Source organism: Ruegeria sp. CE9, from assembly GCF_056537425.1.
The window spans coordinates 69,609-90,370 of sequence record NZ_JBQFRO010000009.1; the positions used below are offsets into that span (position 1 = coordinate 69,609).

A 20,762-nucleotide genomic window follows, 5' to 3' on the forward strand; every position below is an offset into this window, starting at 1 on the left:
TTTAGTATATGATAACTACAGATCCACAATACACTTGCTTTTGATCCCCTTTTGTTCTATTCTTTAGCTACGCTGCCAAGGGGAAAACTCATGTCCGAAACTGCCAGTTCAGACACACAGACAGCACTGCCTGCAACGGCCAAGCAACTTTCCTATGCACGCAAGTTGGCAGAGCAACAAAACGTCGTGTTGCCATGGAAGATCCAGCAAGATCGGCGTGCGATGAGCCAGTGGATCGACACGCAGAGGTCAGCACCTCGCGTTCGCGATACCCGGCCAAGCTCCAAGCAGGTGGCTTTCGCGGAGCGCATTGCGCGGATCAAGCGCAATCCGGTTCCGGACGAATGCTTTCGTGATCGCACTCTGATGTCCCGCTGGATCGATAGAAACAAGCCCTGAGCGTAACGGCCTTCCACGTAAGATCGTCATCGACAAAAGTGGCGCTAACACAGCTGGTATCAAGGCGATCAACAAAATGCTCAAAGGCTTTGGCTGCCCGATCCCTATTGAGATGGTGAGGCGGAAGTACTTGAACAACATCGTGGAACAGGACCATCGCTTCATCAAAAGACGCACTCGACCGATGCTGGGGTTCAAGGCCTTCGTTTCAGCGGCGGCTACACTGGACGGAATCGAAGTGGCGCACATGATCCGCAAAGGTCAGTTCACGCCCGGAATCTGTCCGTTTCGTCAGTTTGCGGAACTGGCGGCATAAGCCGCTGGTTCGGTGGCAACTCTTCGTTCAGTCAGAAACTTCGCAACAGAGCCATCGATTGGTGCGATCATTGCTGCGCCGAACCGAATGAGGGGATCGACCAGAACCACGTCAAACAGAACGATAATACGTTGATGAGTTAGTGCTGTTTCAGCCGTATTGTGCCACAAATGTATGCCTAACGCCACAACGCAACCACACAATTAACCACCCTAAATCAAAACGTCGCCAAGGCGCAGTTTTGGGAATGGCTGAATCAAAACTCAACTTAAAAAGTTCTTTATGGGGCTGCGGCAAAGACCTCAATTTCGACCTTGAATTCTGGCCGCGTAAATCCACTTACAATCAACAAAGTCGAGCTTGGCAGACGGGAGGGCGATGCAAGAAATTCATCGCGGGCTTGCATGTAGCCCGCCATATGGGATCGATCAGTGACAAAGGCGCTGACATGCGCAACATCACCTGCGTTCATGCCAACTGATCCCAGAATTTTCGCGATGTTCTCAAAGCATATGACCGCCTGACCATAGGCATCTTCGGGGATGCTTCCATCCAGGCAAATCCCCAGTTGACCCGAGGTTTGCACCAACCTCCAGTCACCAGGAATTTCCACGCCATGCGCATAACGCGCGAAGGGTGGCGGCATGTCTGTGGGACTTAACGCATTCATTTCCTGCACTCTTTTTGGCTTTCAAATTAAGCTGGCGAGTTAGGATATTCTTTGCAAGTCCTAAATCCATTCTCTGGCATGGATACTTCAAGGGCCACGTAAAACCACTGTCGTTCAAGGAGAGCGATATGGGCAAACGTGATTTTTTAGCGCGCCATGGGAATGAACCCGCCGATGATCGAATTGTCACCTGGCTTGGCCGGGAAGGCTTTGAAATCGACAGCTGTAAACCCTTTGATGGCGACCTGTTGGGCGAGCCGGAAGAGGATTTGGTCGGTACGGTTATTTATGCTGGAAACTTCAACGTCTATGAAACAGACAGGCACCGCTTTCTAAACCAAGAGTATCGTTGGATCGAGACAGGCCTGGGTGCCGACATCCCAATGCTAGGCATCTGCCAGGGCGCGCAGCATATCGCATATCATCTGGGCGCGTGGGCCGGAGCACCGGAAACCGAATGCTTTGAATTCGGGTATTACAGGGTTGATCCGGAACCTTCTGAAACCGACTTCATGGCGGGGCCCTTATCGGTCACGCAGGCGCATTATCACACATTCGATCTGCCAAAGGGCGCGACCCGCCTTGCCAGCAACGACAATTATGCGAACCAGGCGTTTCGGTACGGCAACAAGGTGTATGGGCTACAGTTCCACCCAGGGGTTACGGTCGCTGGATTCCGGCGATGGCAGAAGGCCAAGTGGGGCGTCTATGGTCGCCCCGGTGTGCAAAGTCGGGAAGAACTAACGCGCCTGATGAATCAGCACGATCCTGCGCAAGCCGATTGGTTCCACGGTTTCCTTGGCCGCCTGTTTTAGAGGGCGCAATGAGCATTCAAGGTTATTAGGCCGATCACAAGGCGCCGGATTTCCACGATATGCCAGATGATATTATCGCCGTGTTACCCGTCGGCGCAACCTAACAGCATGGACCTCATCTGCCCGTATCCGTTGACAGCGATCTGGTGGCAGCTGTGGTCGAGCGCAAATTATCTCGGCTGCGTGCCGAGCATAACGTGCTGATCCTGCCAGGTTTGACCATATTCCGTTTTGTACCGCAGCCTACACAAGCATGTATTGTTTAGGCCATGGTGCGAGTTTTCCGGGAGGCGTCATGATAGCTGAACTCAAACAGTCTTGGCAACGTAAGTCCGGCTGACTTCGAAGATCGGTCAGCCGGATTCTTTCAAATCGTTCACTGAAACGAGGCAAGACGACAAAGTGATCATCTGAAAGAAAAGGTCAGACAAGACGTGCCAGGGATCGAACATCCTTACGATCGATTATGTTGCGGTTCATGGCAACCTTTGCGGCCTTCGCATGCCTCGCCTCTATGCACTCCGCCGGCGTTCCTGTGCTCGTGAGTCCGTTGTAGAGCCACCAAGATAACGGTCCGGTTTCGAAACTAATACGTTCGTAATCTCCATCGATCCCGCCCAAGATGTCACTGATATTAACAGGGTTCGATACCGCCTTCGCCTCAAGGATCGTTCCGCGATTGACAACAACGACGCAGATGCTGGTCGTCTCAAGCGATACGTCGAGGCCTACATACAATGCTACGGTCATAGTTGTTCTCCCGGTTTAGGATTTACCGAAAAGAAGAATTCCGGCGGTCATGAGGACTGAGCCCCGATTGCGCCACCTTACGAACTCCTGTTCCCATCTGTGCGCCAAGCCTGCCGCATGGTTGCGGCAGGCTTGGCGCGAAGACTACAAAAATCAACACCGGCATTCGAGTTTCTACGGGCTTACCCCTTGAGCGTATCACCAACGATAAATAGCGGACCAAACCCTGAACTGAGCAAATTGAAAAACGTGGACTTTGCGGAGAGAAGGTCACGCGGTCAAGAATCAATATCAGAGTTAGTCACTCTCGCGCCATGTCCGGCGTCCAACCCCGGGTCTTTCCCGGGTTCATGAGACCGTGAGGATCAACCTCTTTTTTGAAATCGATTTGATTGGAATCGATCTCTTTCATGCCACCATCTTCAATTGTGATGACATGCGGATCCCATACTATGCAACCATCAGTCTCTTCCAATTCGCGAATGATGTCATAGATGCGCTCTTTGCTTTTCCAGCGTACAATCGGTAATGCGAATATCTGGATCTGCCCATCCAGCATGGCCATTTCGTGATGGAAGTAGAGTTCTTCTCCGTAGCGCTCCATTTGTGCCACCGACAAATCGGGATCAAATGCTTCCGGGTAGGCGATCTGAATGTATGTCCAGACGCCGGGCTCGTGTTTCAGGGCTTGCAAAGTCGTGTGATTCCAACCGCACTCCCATGCAGGGGGCAAGTTTTTGTCCTCCAATTCACTGAGGGAGCTGGCGAGGCTGATGGTCCCGCTATGGCTTGCAACCTGCTCTTTGAACTTTTCCAGATCGCCGGGCGCAATCATTGAAAACACGGCATCGCGGTCTGCTGGAAAATAGTCGGTCAGGCGTCGGTAAAATTGGGAAAAGCGGCGTTCAACAGGCGACATCAGATAGGCATCCAGCCCCGACTTTTGCGCAGAGGCGGCAAATTGCAGGGCCGTACGATAGCCATCAAAAAGGGCGATCGTGTGAACCCAATCCGTCGCTGGCGTCAGGGCGTAGTCCATCCTGGTGATGATGCCATTGGTCCCGTATGCGTGCTGGACCTTCAAGATGTCCTTGCCATGAAGTTCAATCACGCGTGGCTCTTCTTCGACTGTCACGATCCGCAGATATGTAATGTTGTTTCCGTCGCGGAGCATACCATTGCGCAGAGAGCCGATACCGCCAGAGCCTCCGGCAACGAACCCCCCAATCGTTGCAAGCCGCTTGGTAGATGGGAACATCGTCAGCATCTGACCGGTTTCGGAGACTGCCTTTTCAACCTGTTCGATCCGCGCACCGGTTTCACAGACGACGCGCCCATCGGAAATCTCCAAAACCCTGTTCAATTTTGTGATCTCCAGAATGATGCCGCCTTCGATTGGGGTGCATTGGCCGTAGTTGCCGGTGCCACCGCCGCGCACGGTGATTGGAATCCGGTGCCGGGCGGCGGCGGCGGCAATTGTGATCACCTCTTCTTCGCTGCGCGGCAGAACCAAAAGCTGACCTGTGTAGTCATCCAAAGACTCCTTCAGGATCGGCGAATACCAGTAATAGTCCTTGGATTTCGCGGCGAGGAGTTTTGCGTCATCACGGCAGAGAATATCGCCGATATCAGCCTTGAAGCGGTCCAATTGTTCGGAGGTGGCGGTCATGCGAGTTTCCTTTCTGATGCGCCCGGCCTAACTGATTAAGGCCCCCGGGCGGAATGTTGTTCAGTGTTGTCGGTGCCTGCGTATCGCCCGCACCTTTGTCGCTTGATGCCTTGTCATGAAAAGGCGTCCGGATCAGCTTGAGTGTCCAGGAAGGACAGCGGCATCCGGTGCACTTCTTGCAGTAGAGTGACGAGTTGACCGGCGGCGAAGTCGATCACCTCCTGACCCTTTTTTGCCGTGGCCGCTGCGGCATTGCCGCAGGCTCCCGCCGCGTTCATGTCCTGCGCCTGCCAGCCGAGTTTCCCGGATCCCGACAGGCCGAGATGTTTGTTTTCCGCTGAAATGTCAGCAATCGTTGGACGAAAGTCACGGGCGTGGATCATCTCGACATGATCGGGATGCAGCGCCAGCATCACGCTGGTCTCCATATCGCCTGCATGGATCCCAAATCGATTTTCATCATCGCTGAACATCCCCTGGGGCATACCCAGAGAAAACCAGCTTGCCGCCACGGTTAACATCTTGTGCTTAACCCGGAGATCCCGTGCGACGATATCCATCGGCGCAATTTGCCCGCCATGTGAATTTAGAAAGACCAGCTTACGCACGCCCGCGGCGGCCACGCAGTCCCCTATCTCGCTCCACATGGCCATCAACGTTTGTGCGGAGAATGTCAGCGTCCCCGGCCATTCCGCGTGCTCGTTCGACTTGCCCACCGGCATTGTCGGCAAAAATAACGCCGGTAGATCTTTTGGCATGACGCGGACGGTAGCTGCGACCACGCCGTCGACAATCGCCTGATCAACGGACAGTGGCAAATGTGGGCCGTGTTGTTCCGTCGCGCCGATTGGCAAGACCGCGATCAGGTTTTTGCGATCCAGACGCGCAAATTCCCGCGCTGTATAATGGGACCAATAGCGATGCTTCATATCCAGCTCTCCCAGAAGCTCTTAGGTGTTACAGTCAACACTGATTGTGGAACCACATTTTCCCTGTTGTGAACTTGTCCCGGCGCCTGATCGGGACCTGCTCAACATGGCAAGAACTTAACGGATGGCCTGCTCAGTTTCGGCGTCAAAGAAATGCAGCTTCGACGGCCGAAAGGCGATTTCAACCTGATCTCCGATCCGAGCAGTAGAGGCTGGATCAAACCTGGCCACGCAACGCGCCTGATCGTCAGTTGAACCATCCATTAGATTATCCTGAACATCCGGGTCACCGCCGGAGACAGCCGACGCGTCGATGTGGAAATGGGCCAGCGTCTCGGCTCCTAGGGCCTCGCGATTTGACACGCGTATCGAGATCCGTTCATCCACGGGGCAATCCTGTTCGAACGCGATATGCTGCAGGTTTTCGGGCCTCGCGCCAATAACGAGACGTTTCCCGACGTAGTCGCGCAATGCGGCATTCTCAGCAAAAATCTCGTCCCTCAGTCGGACCTTTTGTGAACCAACGACCAGTTGGCACTCACCTGACGAATTGTCGATCCGGCCCTCCATCAAGTTCATGGGGGGAGACCCTATGAACGCAGCGGTGAAGATGTTGCAGGGGTGCGAATAAATGCGTTCGGGCGCGTCGAGTTGTTGCAGCACACCGTCTTTTATGACTGCGACCCGGTCGCCCATCGTCATTGCTTCCACCTGATCGTGGGTGACGTAGATTGTGGAAACGTTCAATCGCTTCTGCACCTGGGCGATCTCGGCCCGCATCTGCACCCGCAGTTTTGCATCGAGGTTTGAAAGCGGTTCATCCATGAGAAAAGCGGCAGGCCGGCGAACGATCGCGCGTCCCATGGCCACCCGTTGGCGTTGTCCACCGGAAAGTTGTGCCGGGCGCTTGTCGAGCAGAGGGCTCAATTCGAGAACGCCTGCAGCTTCGGTGACCATCGCCTCACGTTCGCTGCGGCCAAGTCCGCGGAGTTTCAGGGGGAAGGCCATGTTCTCGCCCACGGTCATATGCGGATACAGAGCATAGTCCTGGAAGACCATGGCAACATCGCGGTCACGCGGCCCAAATTCGTTGACTACTTCGCCGCCGATGCTGAGCGTTCCACCCGTGATCGACTCGAGGCCAGCCACCATCCGCAGGGCCGTTGACTTCCCGCAACCGCTGGGACCGACAAGGACCAGAAACTCGCCTTCGTCGATGGACATCGACAAATCTCTTACGGCATTGAAGCCGTCCGCATAGACCTTAGAGAGTTTATCCATCACGACGTTAGCCAAGCCAAGTCTCCTTTCTCTGCGCCAATGCGCTGTTTATCCCTTGATCGCACCTGCGGTCAGGCCTTCGATGAGGCTTCGCTGAACCAGTAGGAAGACAACGATAACTGGCAGGCTCACTAAGAGCGAAGCTGCCATCATCTCTCCCCATTTTATTCCGAGTTCGCCCACGAAGGCGCCGACGATGCCAACAGGCAGCGTTCTCTTTTCTTCGGAGGTTACCAGAGTAAGCGCGAGCACATAATCATCCCAGGCAGTGACAAACGCCATGAAAGCGGTTGCTACGATCCCCGGTGCCGTCAGAGGCACGGCAATCTTGTAGAACGCCTGAAACCGCGTGCAGCCATCGACCATGGCGGCTTTCTCGAGGCTCTCGGGAAGAGTGTCGAAAAAACCTTTCAGCATGTAAATCGTGAACGGCAGCGCCAAGCTTGTATTCGCGAGGATCAGAGCGAGACGTGTATTCAACAGACCAAGATCTTTGAGCAGCACAAAGGACGGAATGGCAAGCATCACGCCCGGAAACATCTGCCCTGCCAGCAAAAGGACCAGCAACAACCGGTTTCCGGCTGACTTGAGATAGCGTGAAAACCCATAGGCCGCGAGCGTTCCGAGGATTGTCGACAAAATCGCCACGCCAAAAGCCACGACCGTGCTGTTCCAAAGCAAGCGGAAGAAGGGCATTTCCACGGTCATGGCGCGGACGTAGTTATCAAAAGTGGACGGATTCGGGATCCACTGTGGTGGCAACTGCGTGAGATTGCCCGGCACCTTGAGCGAGGTCGACAGCATCCATAACAATGGAAAGAGTGTTACAATACTCGCCAGGACGATCACGGTCCAACGCGAGAAGACCACACCCTTTTTTTCGCGATCTGGCGCGGGCGGCTCTGTATAGCGCCCTTCTACGATCCCCTTACTCATTCGTTCTTGCCTCCGGCTTTGATCGCGACCAACGTCAGCACTATCAGGAGAGCCATCCAGATCGTTCCCAAAGCAGCGGCCAAACCAAAGTCAAATCTCTGGAAGGCGATTCGATACACCCACACTGCGGTTGTCGTCGTGTCGTGGCCCGGGCCGCCTTGGGTCAGCAACCAAAGGGGCGTGAATTGCTGCATGGTAAACATGAATGAAAGCAGCAACAGAGTTACGATCATCGGGCGCATTGACGGCAGAGTCACATGCCAGAACCGGCGTACCGCATTGGCTCCGTCCACCTTGGCCGCCTCGTGCAAGCTCTGGGAAACGCGGCTTAGGCCGGCGGTCAGCATGATCATCTGGAAAGCGCCGCCTTTCCAGATCAGGAGCAGCGCGACGGGGACAAATGCCGTCGTTCCAAGCGAAAACCACGGCTTGAACCCGTCGATGAGCCCGACCGCATCGAGCATGTAATTCATCACGCCGAACGAGCTGTTGAACATCCACAGCCAAACGAGCGACAACACAATGGTTGGCATGACAAAGGGCAGCAGGAACAGTGTCCTCAGAGCCGCCTTTGCGCGCCGGACACCGCGCAGGGCCAATGCCATGGCAAAGCCGGTTGTAAAGGATCCGGCAGTGGTGGCAGCGACAAAAATCAAGGTGTTTTGCCAGACCTGCAAGAACTCCGGCTCGTCGAATACCAGTCTTCGATAATTTTCGAGCCCGACCCAGGGCTCGCCATTCGGCCGCGTGAGCTGGACGTCATGTAGGCTAAGCCAGACAGCTTGTAGGACTGGATAGACGACGATGAGCAAGAGCAGGATTACTGCTGGCAAAACAAGTACCATGCCAAACAACTTATCGCTCAGCAGGGTCTTGCGCTTCTTCCAAACAGGGCGCGATATTTCGTGCGTGTTCTGTGCGGTTTCCACGATGGGCTCCGGTCAAATGGGAATTGGCGGACGGTCGATCGTCTGGGCCACTTCGCCAACCAGCAACCACAAGAAGCTGCTGGTTGGCAGGGTATGTTTCGCTTATTGCCCGAGAATGCGGCGCGACGTATCTCCCGCCTGCTTCAGCGCCGTTTCCGGATCACCCCCCGACAGAACATCCTGAACCGCGCCAGCAATGGTGCTTGCCACAACGGATTCCTGCGGGTGCAGCGGATTCAGACGTCCGTTCTCGATCGCCGCGAGGAATGGCGCAAAGTAAGGGTCTTCCTGGAAGATCGGGAAATCGTGCTGGTCTTGGAAAACCGGAGTAGATCCAAAAACTTCCGCCCAGGTTTCCTGGTGTTCGGCGTTCGACATCAGATAGTTGATGAAGGTCGCCGCTTCTTCGGGATGCTCACTTTGCTTGAAGATCGCCCAAACATGGCTCGACACAGTTGGAATTGACAGACCGTTTGCGCCGGCCGGCCAAGCTGCAATGCCCCATTCGTCATCAAACGCTTCACCCTTGCCGGACAGGTCGCGCAGAATGGAACGGATCCAGGCAGCCTCACCGATGAAACCGGCATTGCCGTTGGCAAACACCTCACGCGCCGCGTAGGTGTTGATACCGTAGGTAAAGGCGTCGGGGTGTTCTCTATGCAACTCAGCCATCGCGGTCAAAGCGGCCACGCCCTCGGGTCCGTCAAACGCAACGTTACCTTCGGCATCGAACACTTCGCCACCATAGGCCCGGAGCCAGCCATAGAACTGCTGTCCTGCACCTGCGCCGTTCGTAAAGTCTGCGCCAAGTCCCTTGATGTCGCCATCAAGATCAGCAATTGCGGCGATCTGCTGTTCGAATTCTTCGAACGTTGCCGGCGGACCGTCAAACCCAGCGTCGGTCAGGACCTGCTTGTTATAAATAAGGCTGAAACCAAAGACGTACCAGGGCGCAGCTACCATTTCACCATTGTACATGAAAGGATCGACAAGTGCCGATTGCGCCCAGGACAAGTTGTCGACGGTCTCCTGCGGCAGAAGCGGCCCAACGGGTTCAAGCGCCCCCATTGCGGCAAACGCTGGCACCCAGAACTCGCTGAGAAGCGCGATATCCGGTGCGTCGCCGCCAGCGACACGAATGGTTAGGTTCTCGGGCGTTCCGAACCATGGCAGATCCACGAGCTTGATCTTGATATCCGGGTTCTCGGCTTCAAAAGCCGCAACCATTTCGCGGAATGGTGCACCAAACTGGTCCTCGGTGGTGTGCCAGTTGGTCACTTCAAGCGTGACCTCAGCCCACGCAGTGTTTGCAGTCGCAATCAGCCCTGCCGGGCCCGACATCATCGCCGCCAAAGCCAGCCGTGAGAGTAAGTGTTTCATAATGTACCTCCTGTTCTGTTGGATTCCTTTTGATGGCAATGCCCAAGAAGGCATGGCCGTTTTCATTTATTATTATCTTTTGAATTCGTGTGATGACGCGATGGCCAGCACTTCGGGATCGAGCAGTTTTTTCATCTGACCTGCCATCTCGTAGAGATCGTGATTTCTCGCGTGGAGCGCCTCGCCACGTTCGATCGCCTCTTCGATGATGGCATCCTCGTCGATCGTCGTGATGCGGCCATCTTCAATGATGACCCGCCCGTCCACGACGGCGATGTCCACGCCGCGGCCACTTTCGAAGTATGCCAGTCGCGTGACAATGTCTGTCATCGGGACAAGCCATGGCGAATGTAGATCGAGACAAATGAAATCGGCTTGTTTGCCAACTTCCAGCGATCCGATGCGGTCGCCAAGGGCGAGTGCCTTTGCGCCACCGTTTGTCGCCATTTCCAGCGTCTCGTCGGCATAAACCCAACTCTGCGGGTTTGGGTTTCCAATGCGGTGGATCACGGAGGCCAGCCGCATTGAGCCAAAGATCGATTGGTCGGTAGAGCTGTCAGTGCCCAATCCGACATTCAATCCAGCGTCAAGCATGTATCGTATCGGCGCGAGACCACCGCCCAGACGCATGTTGAGTTCGGGATTGTGAGTAACCGACACACCGCGTTCAGCCATGAGATCAACTTCTTCATAGGTTGACCAGATTGCGTGACCGAAAAGTGTCCGGGGGGACAGGAAGCCGATCTCGTCAAGATGGCGAAGTTCATCCTTGCCCCAAAGTTTCAAGGCGCTTTCACGCTCTTTGAGATGCTCCAGCAAATGCATGTTAACGACGGTATCGCCTTCTTCGGCTAGTTCGAGCAACGTCAGAAGCGTATCGTCAGTGCATCGGCTCGCGGTTCCGGCACCAGGCGTGATCTTGATCCGGTCTCCGCGCTGGCGCCAGCTGGATGAAATTTCTTTGTATGAAGAAATCTGAGTTTCAATCGGCGGTGAATCGAAGTTTGTCGCGACTTTGGTGGCGAGTTCCGGCACATCGCCCAAATGGCTTGGTAGCATAGAAGAATATTTTCGGTCGACGAAATCGTGGCAGATGTTCGCGCGCATCCCAAGGTCGGCATACGCCTGCGCGGCGCTGTTGATCGCGTCGGTGGGAGGGCCTCCGCCAAACCAGAACTGGTCAATGATGCTTGTTGAACCAGTGCGCAGTGTCTGAATCCCAGTCAGCATTGCACTGATGTAAATGTCGCGGTTGTCACGGTTCAGGCCATGCGCAAACCCGTACCACAGCGCTGTAATGACGTTGGTATGATCCCGCGACTCGGCCAGTTTGGTCAACGCGGATTGCGAATGGCTGTGCGCGTTGATCAAACCCGGCATGACCAAACGACGGCTGCCGTCGATCACCTTTTCGGCCTTGTCACTGCCTTCGACTGTGCCGGTTGGGCCAATCCCTGCAATCTTACCGTCCACCACAAGCAGGTCGCCGCCTTCGATCACGGTTTTTTCTTTGTCCTGTGTCAGGATGAGTGCGTTTTTGACGAGTATCGAGGGGGCAGCCTCAACCATATTGCTAGCCTCTTGCATTTGTTAATTTCAGGTTTGGTGCTTTCTCGCCGTATGAAGCGAGATGGCGTGATGTGAATTCGTCGCTTAGTGGGAACCGGCTCTGCGCGCCGCGCTCTTCGATTACAAAGCTGGATACAACCGCGCCTGCGCGCGCCGCTTCGGCATTGATGTGACCGGATGCCAAGGCAACTGAGGCGACGCCTGCAAAAGCGTCGCCCGCGCCGGTCGGGTCAACAATCTTCGCAGGAATGGACGCCGGAACATGAACAGGGCCGGTACCAGGCGCATAGATCGTGGCGCCCTCGGCCCCATTTGTCACAAACAGGCAAAGGTCCAGTTTTTCTGCGAGATCCCCTGCCGCCTGCAGATCCAGGCGCTGAGATATGACACCGGCCTCGTGGGAGTTGCAGAAAAAGACCGAACACTTGCGGATAAGATCAAAGTCGATCTCGTCGCCGACCCCGGTAAGGCTGATGAAGACGCGACTGCCCTTTGCGCGGGCATGGTCTGCGACCGTGTGGAGTACCTTCCTCATTGGGTCAGACATGCCACCGCCAACCAACACAACCAGTTCCGCTTCATCGATGATCGAGGTGTCGAAGAGTGCCGGAACCGGCACATGGGAGCCCATAGAGTCATCCCAAATGGGATCCATATACCCGTGCTTTTCGCCCGCGCCGTCGTAAAACATGTAGCAGTGCGGGGTTTTCTGGCCTGTGGCGAGTATGAGCGTGTTCGTCCCGATGCCGAGTTGCTCGAGTTGAGTCCGGTAATCGGCGCCCTCTTTGTCGTCGGACATGACGGCAATCAGCGAAACCGCCGCCCCGGCCCGGGCTGCTGCGACGGCGACATTGCTGGAATTTCCGCCGAAAAAGGGCTGCTCTAGCTGACGCGTCACGCCAGATTCGAGAACTGTGCTGCCCAGAACAGGCAGCTTCTGCAGGCAGATCGAAAAGTCGAGGAGCATTGTGCCGCCCGCGACTACGATCTGCGGCCCGTTCATGCGCCCGCCGCTGCGTGTGACGATGAGCGCCCCCAAACGGCGTTGATCGCATCGAGATAATCCTGTGAAACTGTCGCAAGATCGAACCCGTTCACCCGCTCGATTAGGTCGCTGTCCGCATCTGCTATCCCCGAACGACCGGCCATTGCCCCGGCGATACCCCCGGCAATCGCACCCATCGTGTCGCAATCACCGCCGGTGTTTGCAGCGTACAAAATGGCTGGGCGCAATTCTCCCTTCGCCAGTGTCAAAAGGGCGAGCGCGGAAGGCACCACCTCATGCGATTCCATGCTGGTTCCGACCAGATCGTAAAGGTCGGGTTGAACCGTGTGAAAATCGCCCTTCGACACGATGTCCTGGGCAAATCGGATACGCCGTGCCACAGAAGGCACGTTATGATAGTGGCAGCCTCGCGAAATACCACGTTCGGCGCCTTCTACAGCTGCATCCAGAATTGTGGCATAATCCGTTTCGCCTGCAGCGATCGCCGAGACGGCGCAGGCCACCGCAGAGGCGGCGGCGATAGCGACGCCGGTATTGTGCGTAGGCTTACAACTGATTTCGACTGCGTCGACTGTGCGCGCAATGTCGCCTGGATACAGGAAGCCAAGGGGTGCACTGCGCATTGCCGCGCCGCTGGTCGTGCCTTGACCGCCTTTTTCAGGGATTTTGCCGGAAGCCTGAATTGCCTCCATGCCAGGCCGTGTGTTTGGCCCCGCAAATCCACTTTTCCGACCGTAATCGGCACAAATCTTGTCAGTTTTCTCGATCCATTCGATATACGCCCGAACCATGACATGCGGATCAAGCACGCGTTCCCGCGACAAATGCTGAACGATCGATACCGAGGCAAAGGCGTCGTCCGTGCCTTGACCTGCGGGAAGTAGCGCGTGGACCGGGTCCAATTCTTCGTCGCCTGAGGGGGCAGTAAAGTCCGTAATCTCGCCGCCATGGACCTTTAAAATGAGCTCGCGGGACCACAGCCCCGGCATCGCCATGGCGTCACCCATCGCGATTCCAAGCAAGCAACCGTGGATTTTATCCAAGTACTCGCTATCCGGTAAATTCTCTTGCGGCAACGTGACAACTCCTGTCTGTATAAACTTGTATATACCAGTTATAACCGAAATGCAGTTGGCTGTAAATTGAGATGATTTACAGATGCCAAGCGTTCTGTTTACTGCAGTATTATTTATATTTCTTAGCTTTATAAATGATCTATTGCAGGTCAATCGACTGCTTCCTTGACCTCCTGAAACAAGCCAAAACAAAGATTTCGGGACAGAGGGGGTGAATCATCTGTAAACCTGGTTTATACCAGACAGCACCAAAATTCGGGAGAATGCATGCTTACAAATAGTCTCGAACGCGGCGGAGCGGTTTCGCTGCATGTTCAGATCCGAAACCTGTTTGCCAGAGAAATCCGGTCAGGCAACTATGCGCCTGGTGAACGGCTACCATCTGAACGCGAGATTGAGAACCATTTCAAAGTTAGTCGCGCTACTATTCGTCAAGCGCTGGTCGACCTGACACGATCTGGTCTGATTTATTCGGCAGCCGGCAAAGGTTATTTCGTGTCCGCCCACCCCACACAACCCACCGGTGTCGTTAACCTGGGTTCGGCTCGCGGTATTTTGCCCGAGCAGCCAGGACGACCGGCCCGGCTGTTGCAGCGCGAAATCATCAACGCTTCTGATGAAGATGTGGAATATCTCAAGGTGGTGCCGGGAACACAATTGATCTCGGTCCGAAGGCTGCGCACCGTTGAGGATCGCGCCGTGGCGATTGAAGAGGCGCATTTACCGCTAGATATGTGCATGCCCATTCTTAGTGTGGATCTCGAGAATCGATCCTTGCATAGCGAGCTTGAGAAATTAGGGCTTGGTCCGGCATCCGCGTCGTACGACTTGGTTGCCAGTCTAGCAACGAAAGAAGAAGGCGAACTTCTTGGAGTCGAACAAGGCGTTCCAATTTTACGATCTCACTGGACCTCGTATCTCGCAGACGAAACACCTATCGAATATGTTCGTTCCGCTCTGGCCGGATACAGCCACCGTTTCAAATTTCCGATCGAATACCGCGGATCAAGTTCGGACATTTGACCTGGTTCGTTCGCAAATTGCTGTGACGATCGCTTATGCGTCAGACAAGTCGCAACCTCATGCGGCGTTGGTCGGTGCCGAACCCTAAGTGCAAAACGCTGCAAATTCAAAAATTGTCCGAAGTGTGATTTGTACTGTCTCTGATGTGCTTGACTTGATCGGCTGATTTTGGGTACCGGTTGCGCAGTCCGGGTGGTCTTTGGTTCACAATGACCGCGTTAGCTGCAAGGCACATAGCTATTTTCCGACAGGGCCGATTTGCGACCGAAAAGTGTCGCGACTGCTTTGAAGGAAAAGATATGTTGAACGAAAGAGTGAAATCGGCGCCTTCCATGGCTCTTGTCTGGAGCATCATGTTGGGTGTCGGTGTCGCATGGGGCGCAACGCCCAGTCTGAGCAAAATAGCAGTGGCCGGCGGTTTGCACCCAATTGGCCTTACTTTCTGGCAGACTGCGATTGCCGCATTAATCACGAGCGTCTTGGTTTTGGCGACGGGCAGACGCTTTCCTGTCTCGCGACCATTCATTCTATTCTATCTGGGGCTTGGCTTGCTGAACATAGCGCTTCCTCATCCCCTGTTGTACTATACGACCCGTCACGTGCCCGTGAGCATAATCGCGATTGTATTGGCCGCTGTGCCACTGACTACATTGCTTTTGGCCAGCTGTTTTGGGCTCGATCGCCCCAACCCCAGACGCCTAACGGGACTTGCTCTTGGCTTTGTCGCGATACTGATTGTTGCCTTTCCCGGGAACGCAGTTGGGCAATCGGCCAGTTGGCTTTGGTTGTGCGTACTGTTTCTGACGGTTTTTTGTTTTGCTGGCGTAGCGGTCTGTATGGACAAGTTTCGGATTCCGGGAGTGGACCCGATTGTAACCTTGTGTGGCATGTCCTGGGCCGGGCTAATCATCCTTATCCCTTTGCTTGCAGTACCTGGTGCACCATTTGGCTGGGTTCCGATGAGCCCAGCCCATTTTGCCGCCCTTGCTGCGATATTGCTGCATGTCTGCGCAGCTTATGGGATGATCTGGCTTGTTCGCGAAGTAGGGTCAGTGTTTGCGAACCAAATTAGTTATATTCGAACACTGGCAGGGGTATTGATCGCGGTTGTATTTTTGTCAGAACCTGCATCCTTGAACATCATTTTGTCGCTAGCGTTGATGCTTCTGGGATTGAGGCTAGTTAAAGCGAAAAGGGAGACATGATCTCGGCGCGCTAGACGATTGAACGGGGGCTTTGAACCAATCATTCACTCCGACAGCTGACCTTCTAGGTAAATGCCACACGAACCGGTTTGTCCGCTCCACGTTTGTCGGTCCCTATTGCGGCGAAATAGTGGATTGAATTTCGCCGTTCAGACAGACATTCAATGATCGCTTTGACGACATGTGCTGCATTGCAGCGAGAACTATGCCGCGCCGGCGAGCAATTTCTGCGTCAGCAATAGCGGCACCGGCAAAAGGCAGCAATGTCCGCATAGTCAGGTAGTCATTTCGAGAGCGTAACCGTCCCAGAGGCTGAAAGCATCGGTGCTGGCGTGACGGTATGAGACTGTGGAGAGTTGATAGCGGCGGGGTCGAAAGACCTTGTTGATCTGGTCGTGAGCGTCAACGAACCTTTGCGCTTGATTTGGCGACTTGAAACATCCCATGAGCTTTTCACGCTTTCGAGTCGGTCTGTGTGATCCTTCGATCCGATTGTTCAACCCTTTGTGTGCTCGGTGATCCGCACCCAGCGCAAGATCGCGGATCGGCTTGAAATAGCTTCGCAACTTATCCGTGATCATAACACGGGGTTCGCCGAATTGTGAAATCAACCGCTTCAGAAAGCGACGGGCTGCCTTAGCGCTCCGCCGTGGTTGGACAAGGATATCAAGAGTATCTCCGTTCGAATCCACGGCCCGCCAGAGCCAGCGCTTTCGACCTTTGATCGGGATGACCACTTCATCCAAATGCCATTTGTCGGCCACGGCTGGCCGGTCTCGCCTGATGCAATTCGCGAAATGGCGGCCAAAGCGGTTGACCCATTGCCGGATCGTTTCCCGGCTGACCGTCGCGCCACGTTCCGCGAGTAGATCTTAAACATCCGCAGTGCTAAGCGCAAAGCAATGGTAGACCCAGACGGCATAGGCGATGATCTCTCGCGGAAAACGAAAGTCCTTCAGGCGCGGCATTTTGCACGGTATCTTCATGCGTGAGCGGTAGCCAGTTCAGAACGCACAAACAAGTTGGCAATGCCATTCAGTCAGCTATGATCTCCGCAACAGAACTCGCAATGATCCCGTTTCCTCGAGGGATTGTAAGGGACTACGACTGAAACTCGCCGGGTTTGGGTCCGCCATAGATCCAATCCAGAAACTTCGCAATGTGTACGACGGGTACTTCTGAATATTTTCTGATCTGGACAATGCACCCGATGTTCCCCGTCACGATCACATCCGCCCCGGTCGCTTCCAGATGTGACGCCTTGCGCGTACCCAAGTGCTGTGCGTTTTCCGGCTGCTGGATGTTGTAGGTTCCGGCCGATCCACAGCAATGAGTCTCGTTTTCGGCACGGGCAACGCGAAACCCGGCCTTCAGCAGAACCTTTCGCGGCTCATTTAGCACCTTCTGTCCATGCTGCAAAGAGCAAGGAGGGTGGTAGGCCACACGCATTTCCTTGTTCAGCTTCAGTTTGGGAAGATCGGAGCTCACCAAAACTTCGGTCAAGTCAGCCACATATTCCGAGAACGCCTTGGCTTTGATCGCATAGTTCGCATCGCCTGCAAGCAGCTCACCGTAATCCTTCATAGTCGTCCCACAGCCGGTCGCTGTCGGGATGATGGCGTCGATCGCGTCAGATTTGAGCATAGGAAAAAACGCGTCAATATTGGCGCGGGCCCGACCCAATGCGGCGGTGTGTTCGCCGCCGTGCAACTCGATGGCCCCGCAGCATCCTTGACCGCGTACCTCAATAACCGCAATGTTGGCGCGCGCAAGAAGCCGTTGGGCCGCAGCGTTTATTTCTGAGTCCAGAACCGATTGAACGCAACCCTTCAAGAGCGCGACAGTTCGCGCCGGCTGCGCAGGCGCAGGGGCAGCGTCCGTAGCAGGCGCCGGACTGGCAGACGGAACAAGGTCGATCGCCGCGCGCAGCTTGGCAATAAAGCCGCCGCCTACCAGCGCCCAATGAAAGCGACGACCAATCCGACCAAGTGCCATCATCCTTGAGAAGCGATCCGGTTCCGCCATGTTTTTTGTGAGCATGTTGCGCAAAGCCGCGTCGACCCTGCCACGGGTGTAGTTTTTGGCGATGTGCGCGCGACCAAAGTCAATCAGATGCATGTAATCGACGTTGCTCGGACAGGCACTCGTGCAACTCAGGCACGAAAGGCAGCTGTCGATATGCTCGACCGCCTTTGCATCGGGTGCCTGGCCCGTCTCCAACATATCCTTAAGAATGTTGATACGCCCTCTTGGGCCCTCAAGTTCATCACCTGTCAGATCGTACGTTGGGCAAGATTGGAGACAGCAGCCGCAGTTTATGCAGCTTTCGATGATATCCTTGGCTGTGTTGATATTGGCGTCATTCTTCAAGTGTTCCGCAAGATTTACATGCATGGGTGTGTCCGGTCCTTATTGATTGGGGCGCCCCTAACGAAAATCTTCGCGGGGTCATAATGCGATTTGATCCGTAGGAGCAGGACCTGACCTGTCTCACCCGCAAGACTGGGCGAAAAAGTGTCCGCTTTCACATCAACAGCTTCGACCTCGACCGGCCCAAACGGTGCCAGCTTTTCAAGTGCTTCCGCGACAGCACCGGAATGACCTTCGATGCTTAGGTCGATGGTCGACTGTGATGGCGTCTTCCACCAAACGTCCACGACGGCAATGAGTTGCATGGCTGTAATGTGCAAAACTCCGATTTTTTCTGGGGCAAGGTCCTGGATGCGGAGTATTTTCCTGACAGGAGGAATAGGTTCGGTTTTCAGCGTGACCTCGGTCAAAATACCGAAATCTCCCCATCCGCAAATCAACGGCCCCGCCGGGTTGAACCCGAGTGCCGATTTCAGCGTCGGGCCGCCAAACCGAATAAGATCACCGCGGCCGTTTACAAATCGCCCTCCCAAGAGTGCGCTTCGACCGTGCGTACGCATACCGGATCGACCAAAGGCTCCGGTCGAGAGCGCCCCCCCCACTGTACCCGTTTCCAGACCAAGACCGGCGATGCGATGGTTATGCGATGACAAGTCTTCCTGCACGCGTGCAACCTGTGTACCGGCGCGGAGCGTTACTGTGCCGTCTTCAGGGTCAAACCGGATCAACCCGCGAAATTTGGAAGTGTCGATTTTGGACGCCAGCGCTCGGTAGGATGCCGATCTGGTTGCTGAACCCATCACAAACAGCTGCATGCTATGGGATCTTGCAGATCTAATGATCTCGGCAACTTCGCGGTCTGTCTCTGGTTTGAAAACTTGGGCGCTAGATGCGTCTTGCACACGCGATTTCATCGGCAGCGCCGTTACACTTTGGGCTTGAACAAGCTCGGCAGCGACTGCCCGAGCGGTGATGTAACCCGCGTCTTGAGAGTGAGACGCAAGGCCGAATTCGCTGCTGGCTGCACCACCCAAAGCCGCGGTGTCATGGCGGAGTCGATCAACAAGGCGATCCACCGCATTCGGAGCGCAGGCGGATATGTCGTCTGCCCAAATGAAAACGTGAAATACTCCGTCTGTTGGACGACACCGAATGGCGGCTTGAAACCCGATACTTTGAACTTTAGCTTTTGCCCTTTGAACCGCTGCACCCAATGCCGAGCGCGGTGCGGCAAGATCAACGCAGCGATAATGGGGCTTGTCTGTCATCAGACCGAATACCCGGTGCGCCAATCGGTGGGCTGCACGCTCTGCGGCGGGACCATACTGGCATGAAACGTCGGACGCACCGTACGCGTGCAAGGCATCGCGAAGTTGCGGTAACGCTGTCTGAATATCTCGTCGGTTGCCATCCAGCCGGATCGCAATCGAGCTGACTTTTGCACCTTCGATTTGTAAGTCCGGGCTTAGGTTTGTGAGAGTTTCATCATACAATTCCGTGCTGGTCAGCGGTAAATTTAACTTCATCACCTGCTGTGAAAACGCCAAACCAGCGTTGTAATCGCAAAAACGCGCAACCAGTAACAGAGTTTGCGAAGGGCCCGGGGACAAAATCAAGCTAGCACGCGAAACGATTCCGATTTTGCCTTGAGCCCCGGTGACGAGTTGTACCAGCGCCCGACCATCAGCAAAATCCTGCGACCGCACGAGTTCGCCGCTCCACAGCACCAGCGACATCTCCTGGACAAAATCCCCTGTTCGCCCATGCGTCCACGCGCCGGGACCAGAAGCGTTGAGCGCGATGTTGCCACCGATTGTGCTGGATCGTTCAGAGGTGGGATCTGGAAGATAGGTTAACCCGACTTTTTCCGCGGCTTGCCTTACCGATGTATTGGTTACGCCAGCATCTACCTGCGCGCACGCTTTCCGTACGTCCACATCGTGGATGCACCGAAGCCGGGTCAGACAAATTTGCAGACCAACGTCGTGCAAACTTTTTTCAGGCACCCGCCCGGTGTGGGCGCCTCGGGCCGACACCGAGATGCCCGCACCTGCGGCATAGCGCATTACGGTGATCAATTCCTCTTCTGTTGTCGGCAGCAGCGTGGCAATGGATGCAGAATTCGCAAGTCTGGAATACTGTTGCGAATACAAACGGGTTTCCAATTTTGCAGACTTTACGCCTCGAGGAACGAGCCTTTCCAGATCACTGATGATCGACGTCACGCCTAACAACTTTGCCGGACTGCACAGTCGACTGGGACGTAACTTTGATAACATCGGGGCGGTGTCCGGTTTACAGCAGATGCTGTAAGCATCCATGCGTTCGTTCTTGGCAAGAACTAAAGATTTCAAATCAACTATGCGCCCGTGTTATGGTTCAAAATGGCAAAGCCCGACGACATTTGTTTTCCAATCCCGGTTTGGTGCGTTATAAGAT

The 20,762-nt window shown here is 54.9% G+C and carries 17 protein-coding genes and 2 pseudogenes; 5 read left to right on the plus strand and 14 right to left on the minus strand.

The window, feature by feature from the left end:
- Positions 1 to 90 precede the first annotated feature (90 nt).
- Together ACR0B3_RS16525 and ACR0B3_RS16530 are read left to right on the plus strand one after the other, a co-directional pair.
- Positions 91 to 399 (plus strand): hypothetical protein, encoded by a 309-nt coding sequence (locus ACR0B3_RS16525; RefSeq protein ID WP_480810037.1) that lies wholly within the window; start codon positions 91 to 93, stop codon positions 397 to 399.
- Positions 398 to 715: pseudogene (locus ACR0B3_RS16530) on the plus strand (DDE-type integrase/transposase/recombinase); the annotation flags it as partial. The gene ACR0B3_RS16525 and the pseudogene ACR0B3_RS16530, both read left to right, overlap by 2 nt.
- 280 nt (positions 716 to 995) lie before the next feature.
- Here ACR0B3_RS16530 and ACR0B3_RS16535 read toward each other — a convergent pair.
- Positions 996 to 1,385 (minus strand): RidA family protein, encoded by a 390-nt coding sequence (locus tag ACR0B3_RS16535; RefSeq protein ID WP_480810038.1) that lies wholly within the window; start codon positions 1,383 to 1,385, stop codon positions 996 to 998.
- 128 nt (positions 1,386 to 1,513) lie between these two features.
- Here ACR0B3_RS16535 and ACR0B3_RS16540 point away from each other — a divergent pair, with 128 nt between their 5' ends.
- Entirely contained in the window at positions 1,514 to 2,200 is a 687-nt protein-coding gene (locus tag ACR0B3_RS16540; protein WP_480810039.1) for a glutamine amidotransferase-related protein, read from the plus strand.
- 423 nt (positions 2,201 to 2,623) lie between these two features.
- Here the strand turns inward: ACR0B3_RS16540 and ACR0B3_RS16545 are convergent, their stop codons facing one another.
- The 10 genes from ACR0B3_RS16545 to ACR0B3_RS16590 form a co-directional block, all read right to left on the minus strand.
- Positions 2,624 to 2,950, minus strand: coding sequence for a hypothetical protein (locus tag ACR0B3_RS16545; protein ID WP_480810040.1), 327 nt, complete (start codon positions 2,948 to 2,950; stop codon positions 2,624 to 2,626).
- Positions 2,951 to 3,251: 301 nt separating this feature from the next.
- On the minus strand, positions 3,252 to 4,619 hold the full coding sequence (locus tag ACR0B3_RS16550; RefSeq protein ID WP_480810041.1) for an FAD-binding oxidoreductase: 1,368 nt from the start codon (positions 4,617 to 4,619) through the stop codon (positions 3,252 to 3,254).
- A gap of 113 nt (positions 4,620 to 4,732) precedes the next feature.
- Positions 4,733 to 5,548 (minus strand): creatininase family protein, encoded by an 816-nt coding sequence (locus ACR0B3_RS16555; protein WP_480810042.1) that lies wholly within the window; start codon positions 5,546 to 5,548, stop codon positions 4,733 to 4,735.
- 117 nt (positions 5,549 to 5,665) lie between these two features.
- Positions 5,666 to 6,844, minus strand: coding sequence for an ABC transporter ATP-binding protein (locus ACR0B3_RS16560; RefSeq protein WP_480810043.1), 1,179 nt, complete (start codon positions 6,842 to 6,844; stop codon positions 5,666 to 5,668).
- Between the two features lie 33 nt (positions 6,845 to 6,877).
- Positions 6,878 to 7,765 (minus strand): carbohydrate ABC transporter permease, encoded by an 888-nt coding sequence (locus ACR0B3_RS16565; RefSeq protein WP_480810044.1) that lies wholly within the window; start codon positions 7,763 to 7,765, stop codon positions 6,878 to 6,880.
- Positions 7,762 to 8,694: a carbohydrate ABC transporter permease gene (locus tag ACR0B3_RS16570; RefSeq protein WP_480810045.1), complete on the minus strand. Its 933-nt coding sequence runs from the start codon at positions 8,692 to 8,694 to the stop codon at positions 7,762 to 7,764. The genes ACR0B3_RS16565 and ACR0B3_RS16570 overlap by 4 nt, the downstream gene beginning before the upstream one ends.
- Positions 8,695 to 8,796: 102 nt before the next feature.
- Positions 8,797 to 10,074, minus strand: coding sequence for an ABC transporter substrate-binding protein (locus ACR0B3_RS16575; RefSeq protein WP_480810046.1), 1,278 nt, complete (start codon positions 10,072 to 10,074; stop codon positions 8,797 to 8,799).
- Between the two features lie 72 nt (positions 10,075 to 10,146).
- A complete protein-coding gene (locus ACR0B3_RS16580) occupies positions 10,147 to 11,643 on the minus strand; it encodes an amidohydrolase family protein (protein ID WP_480810047.1) in 1,497 nt (498 codons plus the stop codon).
- Positions 11,644 to 11,647: 4 nt separating this feature from the next.
- Complete coding sequence (locus tag ACR0B3_RS16585; protein WP_480810048.1) at positions 11,648 to 12,646, minus strand: carbohydrate kinase family protein; 999 nt, start codon at positions 12,644 to 12,646, stop codon at positions 11,648 to 11,650.
- Complete coding sequence (locus ACR0B3_RS16590) at positions 12,643 to 13,692, minus strand: ADP-ribosylglycohydrolase family protein (protein WP_480810049.1); 1,050 nt, start codon at positions 13,690 to 13,692, stop codon at positions 12,643 to 12,645. The genes ACR0B3_RS16585 and ACR0B3_RS16590 overlap by 4 nt, the downstream gene beginning before the upstream one ends.
- 300 nt (positions 13,693 to 13,992) lie before the next feature.
- Between ACR0B3_RS16590 and ACR0B3_RS16595 the strand changes: the two genes are divergently transcribed.
- Together ACR0B3_RS16595 and ACR0B3_RS16600 are read left to right on the plus strand one after the other, a co-directional pair.
- The gene (locus ACR0B3_RS16595; RefSeq protein ID WP_480810050.1) at positions 13,993 to 14,748 is read left to right on the plus strand and encodes a GntR family transcriptional regulator; all 756 of its coding nucleotides are present in this window, start codon (positions 13,993 to 13,995) and stop codon (positions 14,746 to 14,748) included.
- Positions 14,749 to 14,957: 209 nt separating this feature from the next.
- The gene (locus tag ACR0B3_RS16600) at positions 14,958 to 15,953 is read left to right on the plus strand and encodes a DMT family transporter (protein WP_480810051.1); all 996 of its coding nucleotides are present in this window, start codon (positions 14,958 to 14,960) and stop codon (positions 15,951 to 15,953) included.
- Positions 15,954 to 16,228: 275 nt separating this feature from the next.
- Here the strand turns inward: ACR0B3_RS16600 and ACR0B3_RS16605 are convergent.
- The 3 genes and pseudogenes from ACR0B3_RS16605 to ACR0B3_RS16615 all read right to left on the minus strand — a co-directional run bounded on the left by ACR0B3_RS16605 (position 16,229) and on the right by ACR0B3_RS16615 (position 20,476).
- Positions 16,229 to 16,939: pseudogene (locus tag ACR0B3_RS16605) on the minus strand (IS6 family transposase).
- Positions 16,940 to 17,054: 115 nt separating this feature from the next.
- The gene (gene glcF / locus ACR0B3_RS16610; RefSeq protein WP_480810052.1) at positions 17,055 to 18,347 is read right to left on the minus strand and encodes a glycolate oxidase subunit GlcF; all 1,293 of its coding nucleotides are present in this window, start codon (positions 18,345 to 18,347) and stop codon (positions 17,055 to 17,057) included.
- A complete protein-coding gene (locus ACR0B3_RS16615) occupies positions 18,338 to 20,476 on the minus strand; it encodes an FAD-binding oxidoreductase (RefSeq protein ID WP_480810053.1) in 2,139 nt (712 codons plus the stop codon). Before ACR0B3_RS16615 ends, glcF begins: the two co-directional genes overlap by 10 nt.
- Positions 20,477 to 20,762 lie beyond the last annotated feature (286 nt).

Coding starts and splice junctions, on each gene's coding strand:
- ACR0B3_RS16525 (WP_480810037.1), top strand. CDS start 91: ATGTCCGAAACTGCCAGTTCAGACACACAGACAGCACTGCCTGCAACG.
- ACR0B3_RS16535 (WP_480810038.1), bottom strand. CDS start 1,385: ATGAATGCGTTAAGTCCCACAGACATGCCGCCACCCTTCGCGCGTTAT.
- ACR0B3_RS16540 (WP_480810039.1), top strand. CDS start 1,514: ATGGGCAAACGTGATTTTTTAGCGCGCCATGGGAATGAACCCGCCGAT.
- ACR0B3_RS16545 (WP_480810040.1), bottom strand. CDS start 2,950: ATGACCGTAGCATTGTATGTAGGCCTCGACGTATCGCTTGAGACGACC.
- ACR0B3_RS16550 (WP_480810041.1), bottom strand. CDS start 4,619: ATGACCGCCACCTCCGAACAATTGGACCGCTTCAAGGCTGATATCGGC.
- ACR0B3_RS16555 (WP_480810042.1), bottom strand. CDS start 5,548: ATGAAGCATCGCTATTGGTCCCATTATACAGCGCGGGAATTTGCGCGT.
- ACR0B3_RS16565 (WP_480810044.1), bottom strand. CDS start 7,765: ATGAGTAAGGGGATCGTAGAAGGGCGCTATACAGAGCCGCCCGCGCCA.
- ACR0B3_RS16575 (WP_480810046.1), bottom strand. CDS start 10,074: ATGAAACACTTACTCTCACGGCTGGCTTTGGCGGCGATGATGTCGGGC.
- ACR0B3_RS16580 (WP_480810047.1), bottom strand. CDS start 11,643: ATGGTTGAGGCTGCCCCCTCGATACTCGTCAAAAACGCACTCATCCTG.
- ACR0B3_RS16585 (WP_480810048.1), bottom strand. CDS start 12,646: ATGAACGGGCCGCAGATCGTAGTCGCGGGCGGCACAATGCTCCTCGAC.
- ACR0B3_RS16595 (WP_480810050.1), top strand. CDS start 13,993: ATGCTTACAAATAGTCTCGAACGCGGCGGAGCGGTTTCGCTGCATGTT.
- ACR0B3_RS16600 (WP_480810051.1), top strand. CDS start 14,958: ATGACCGCGTTAGCTGCAAGGCACATAGCTATTTTCCGACAGGGCCGA.
- glcF (WP_480810052.1), bottom strand. CDS start 18,347: ATGCATGTAAATCTTGCGGAACACTTGAAGAATGACGCCAATATCAAC.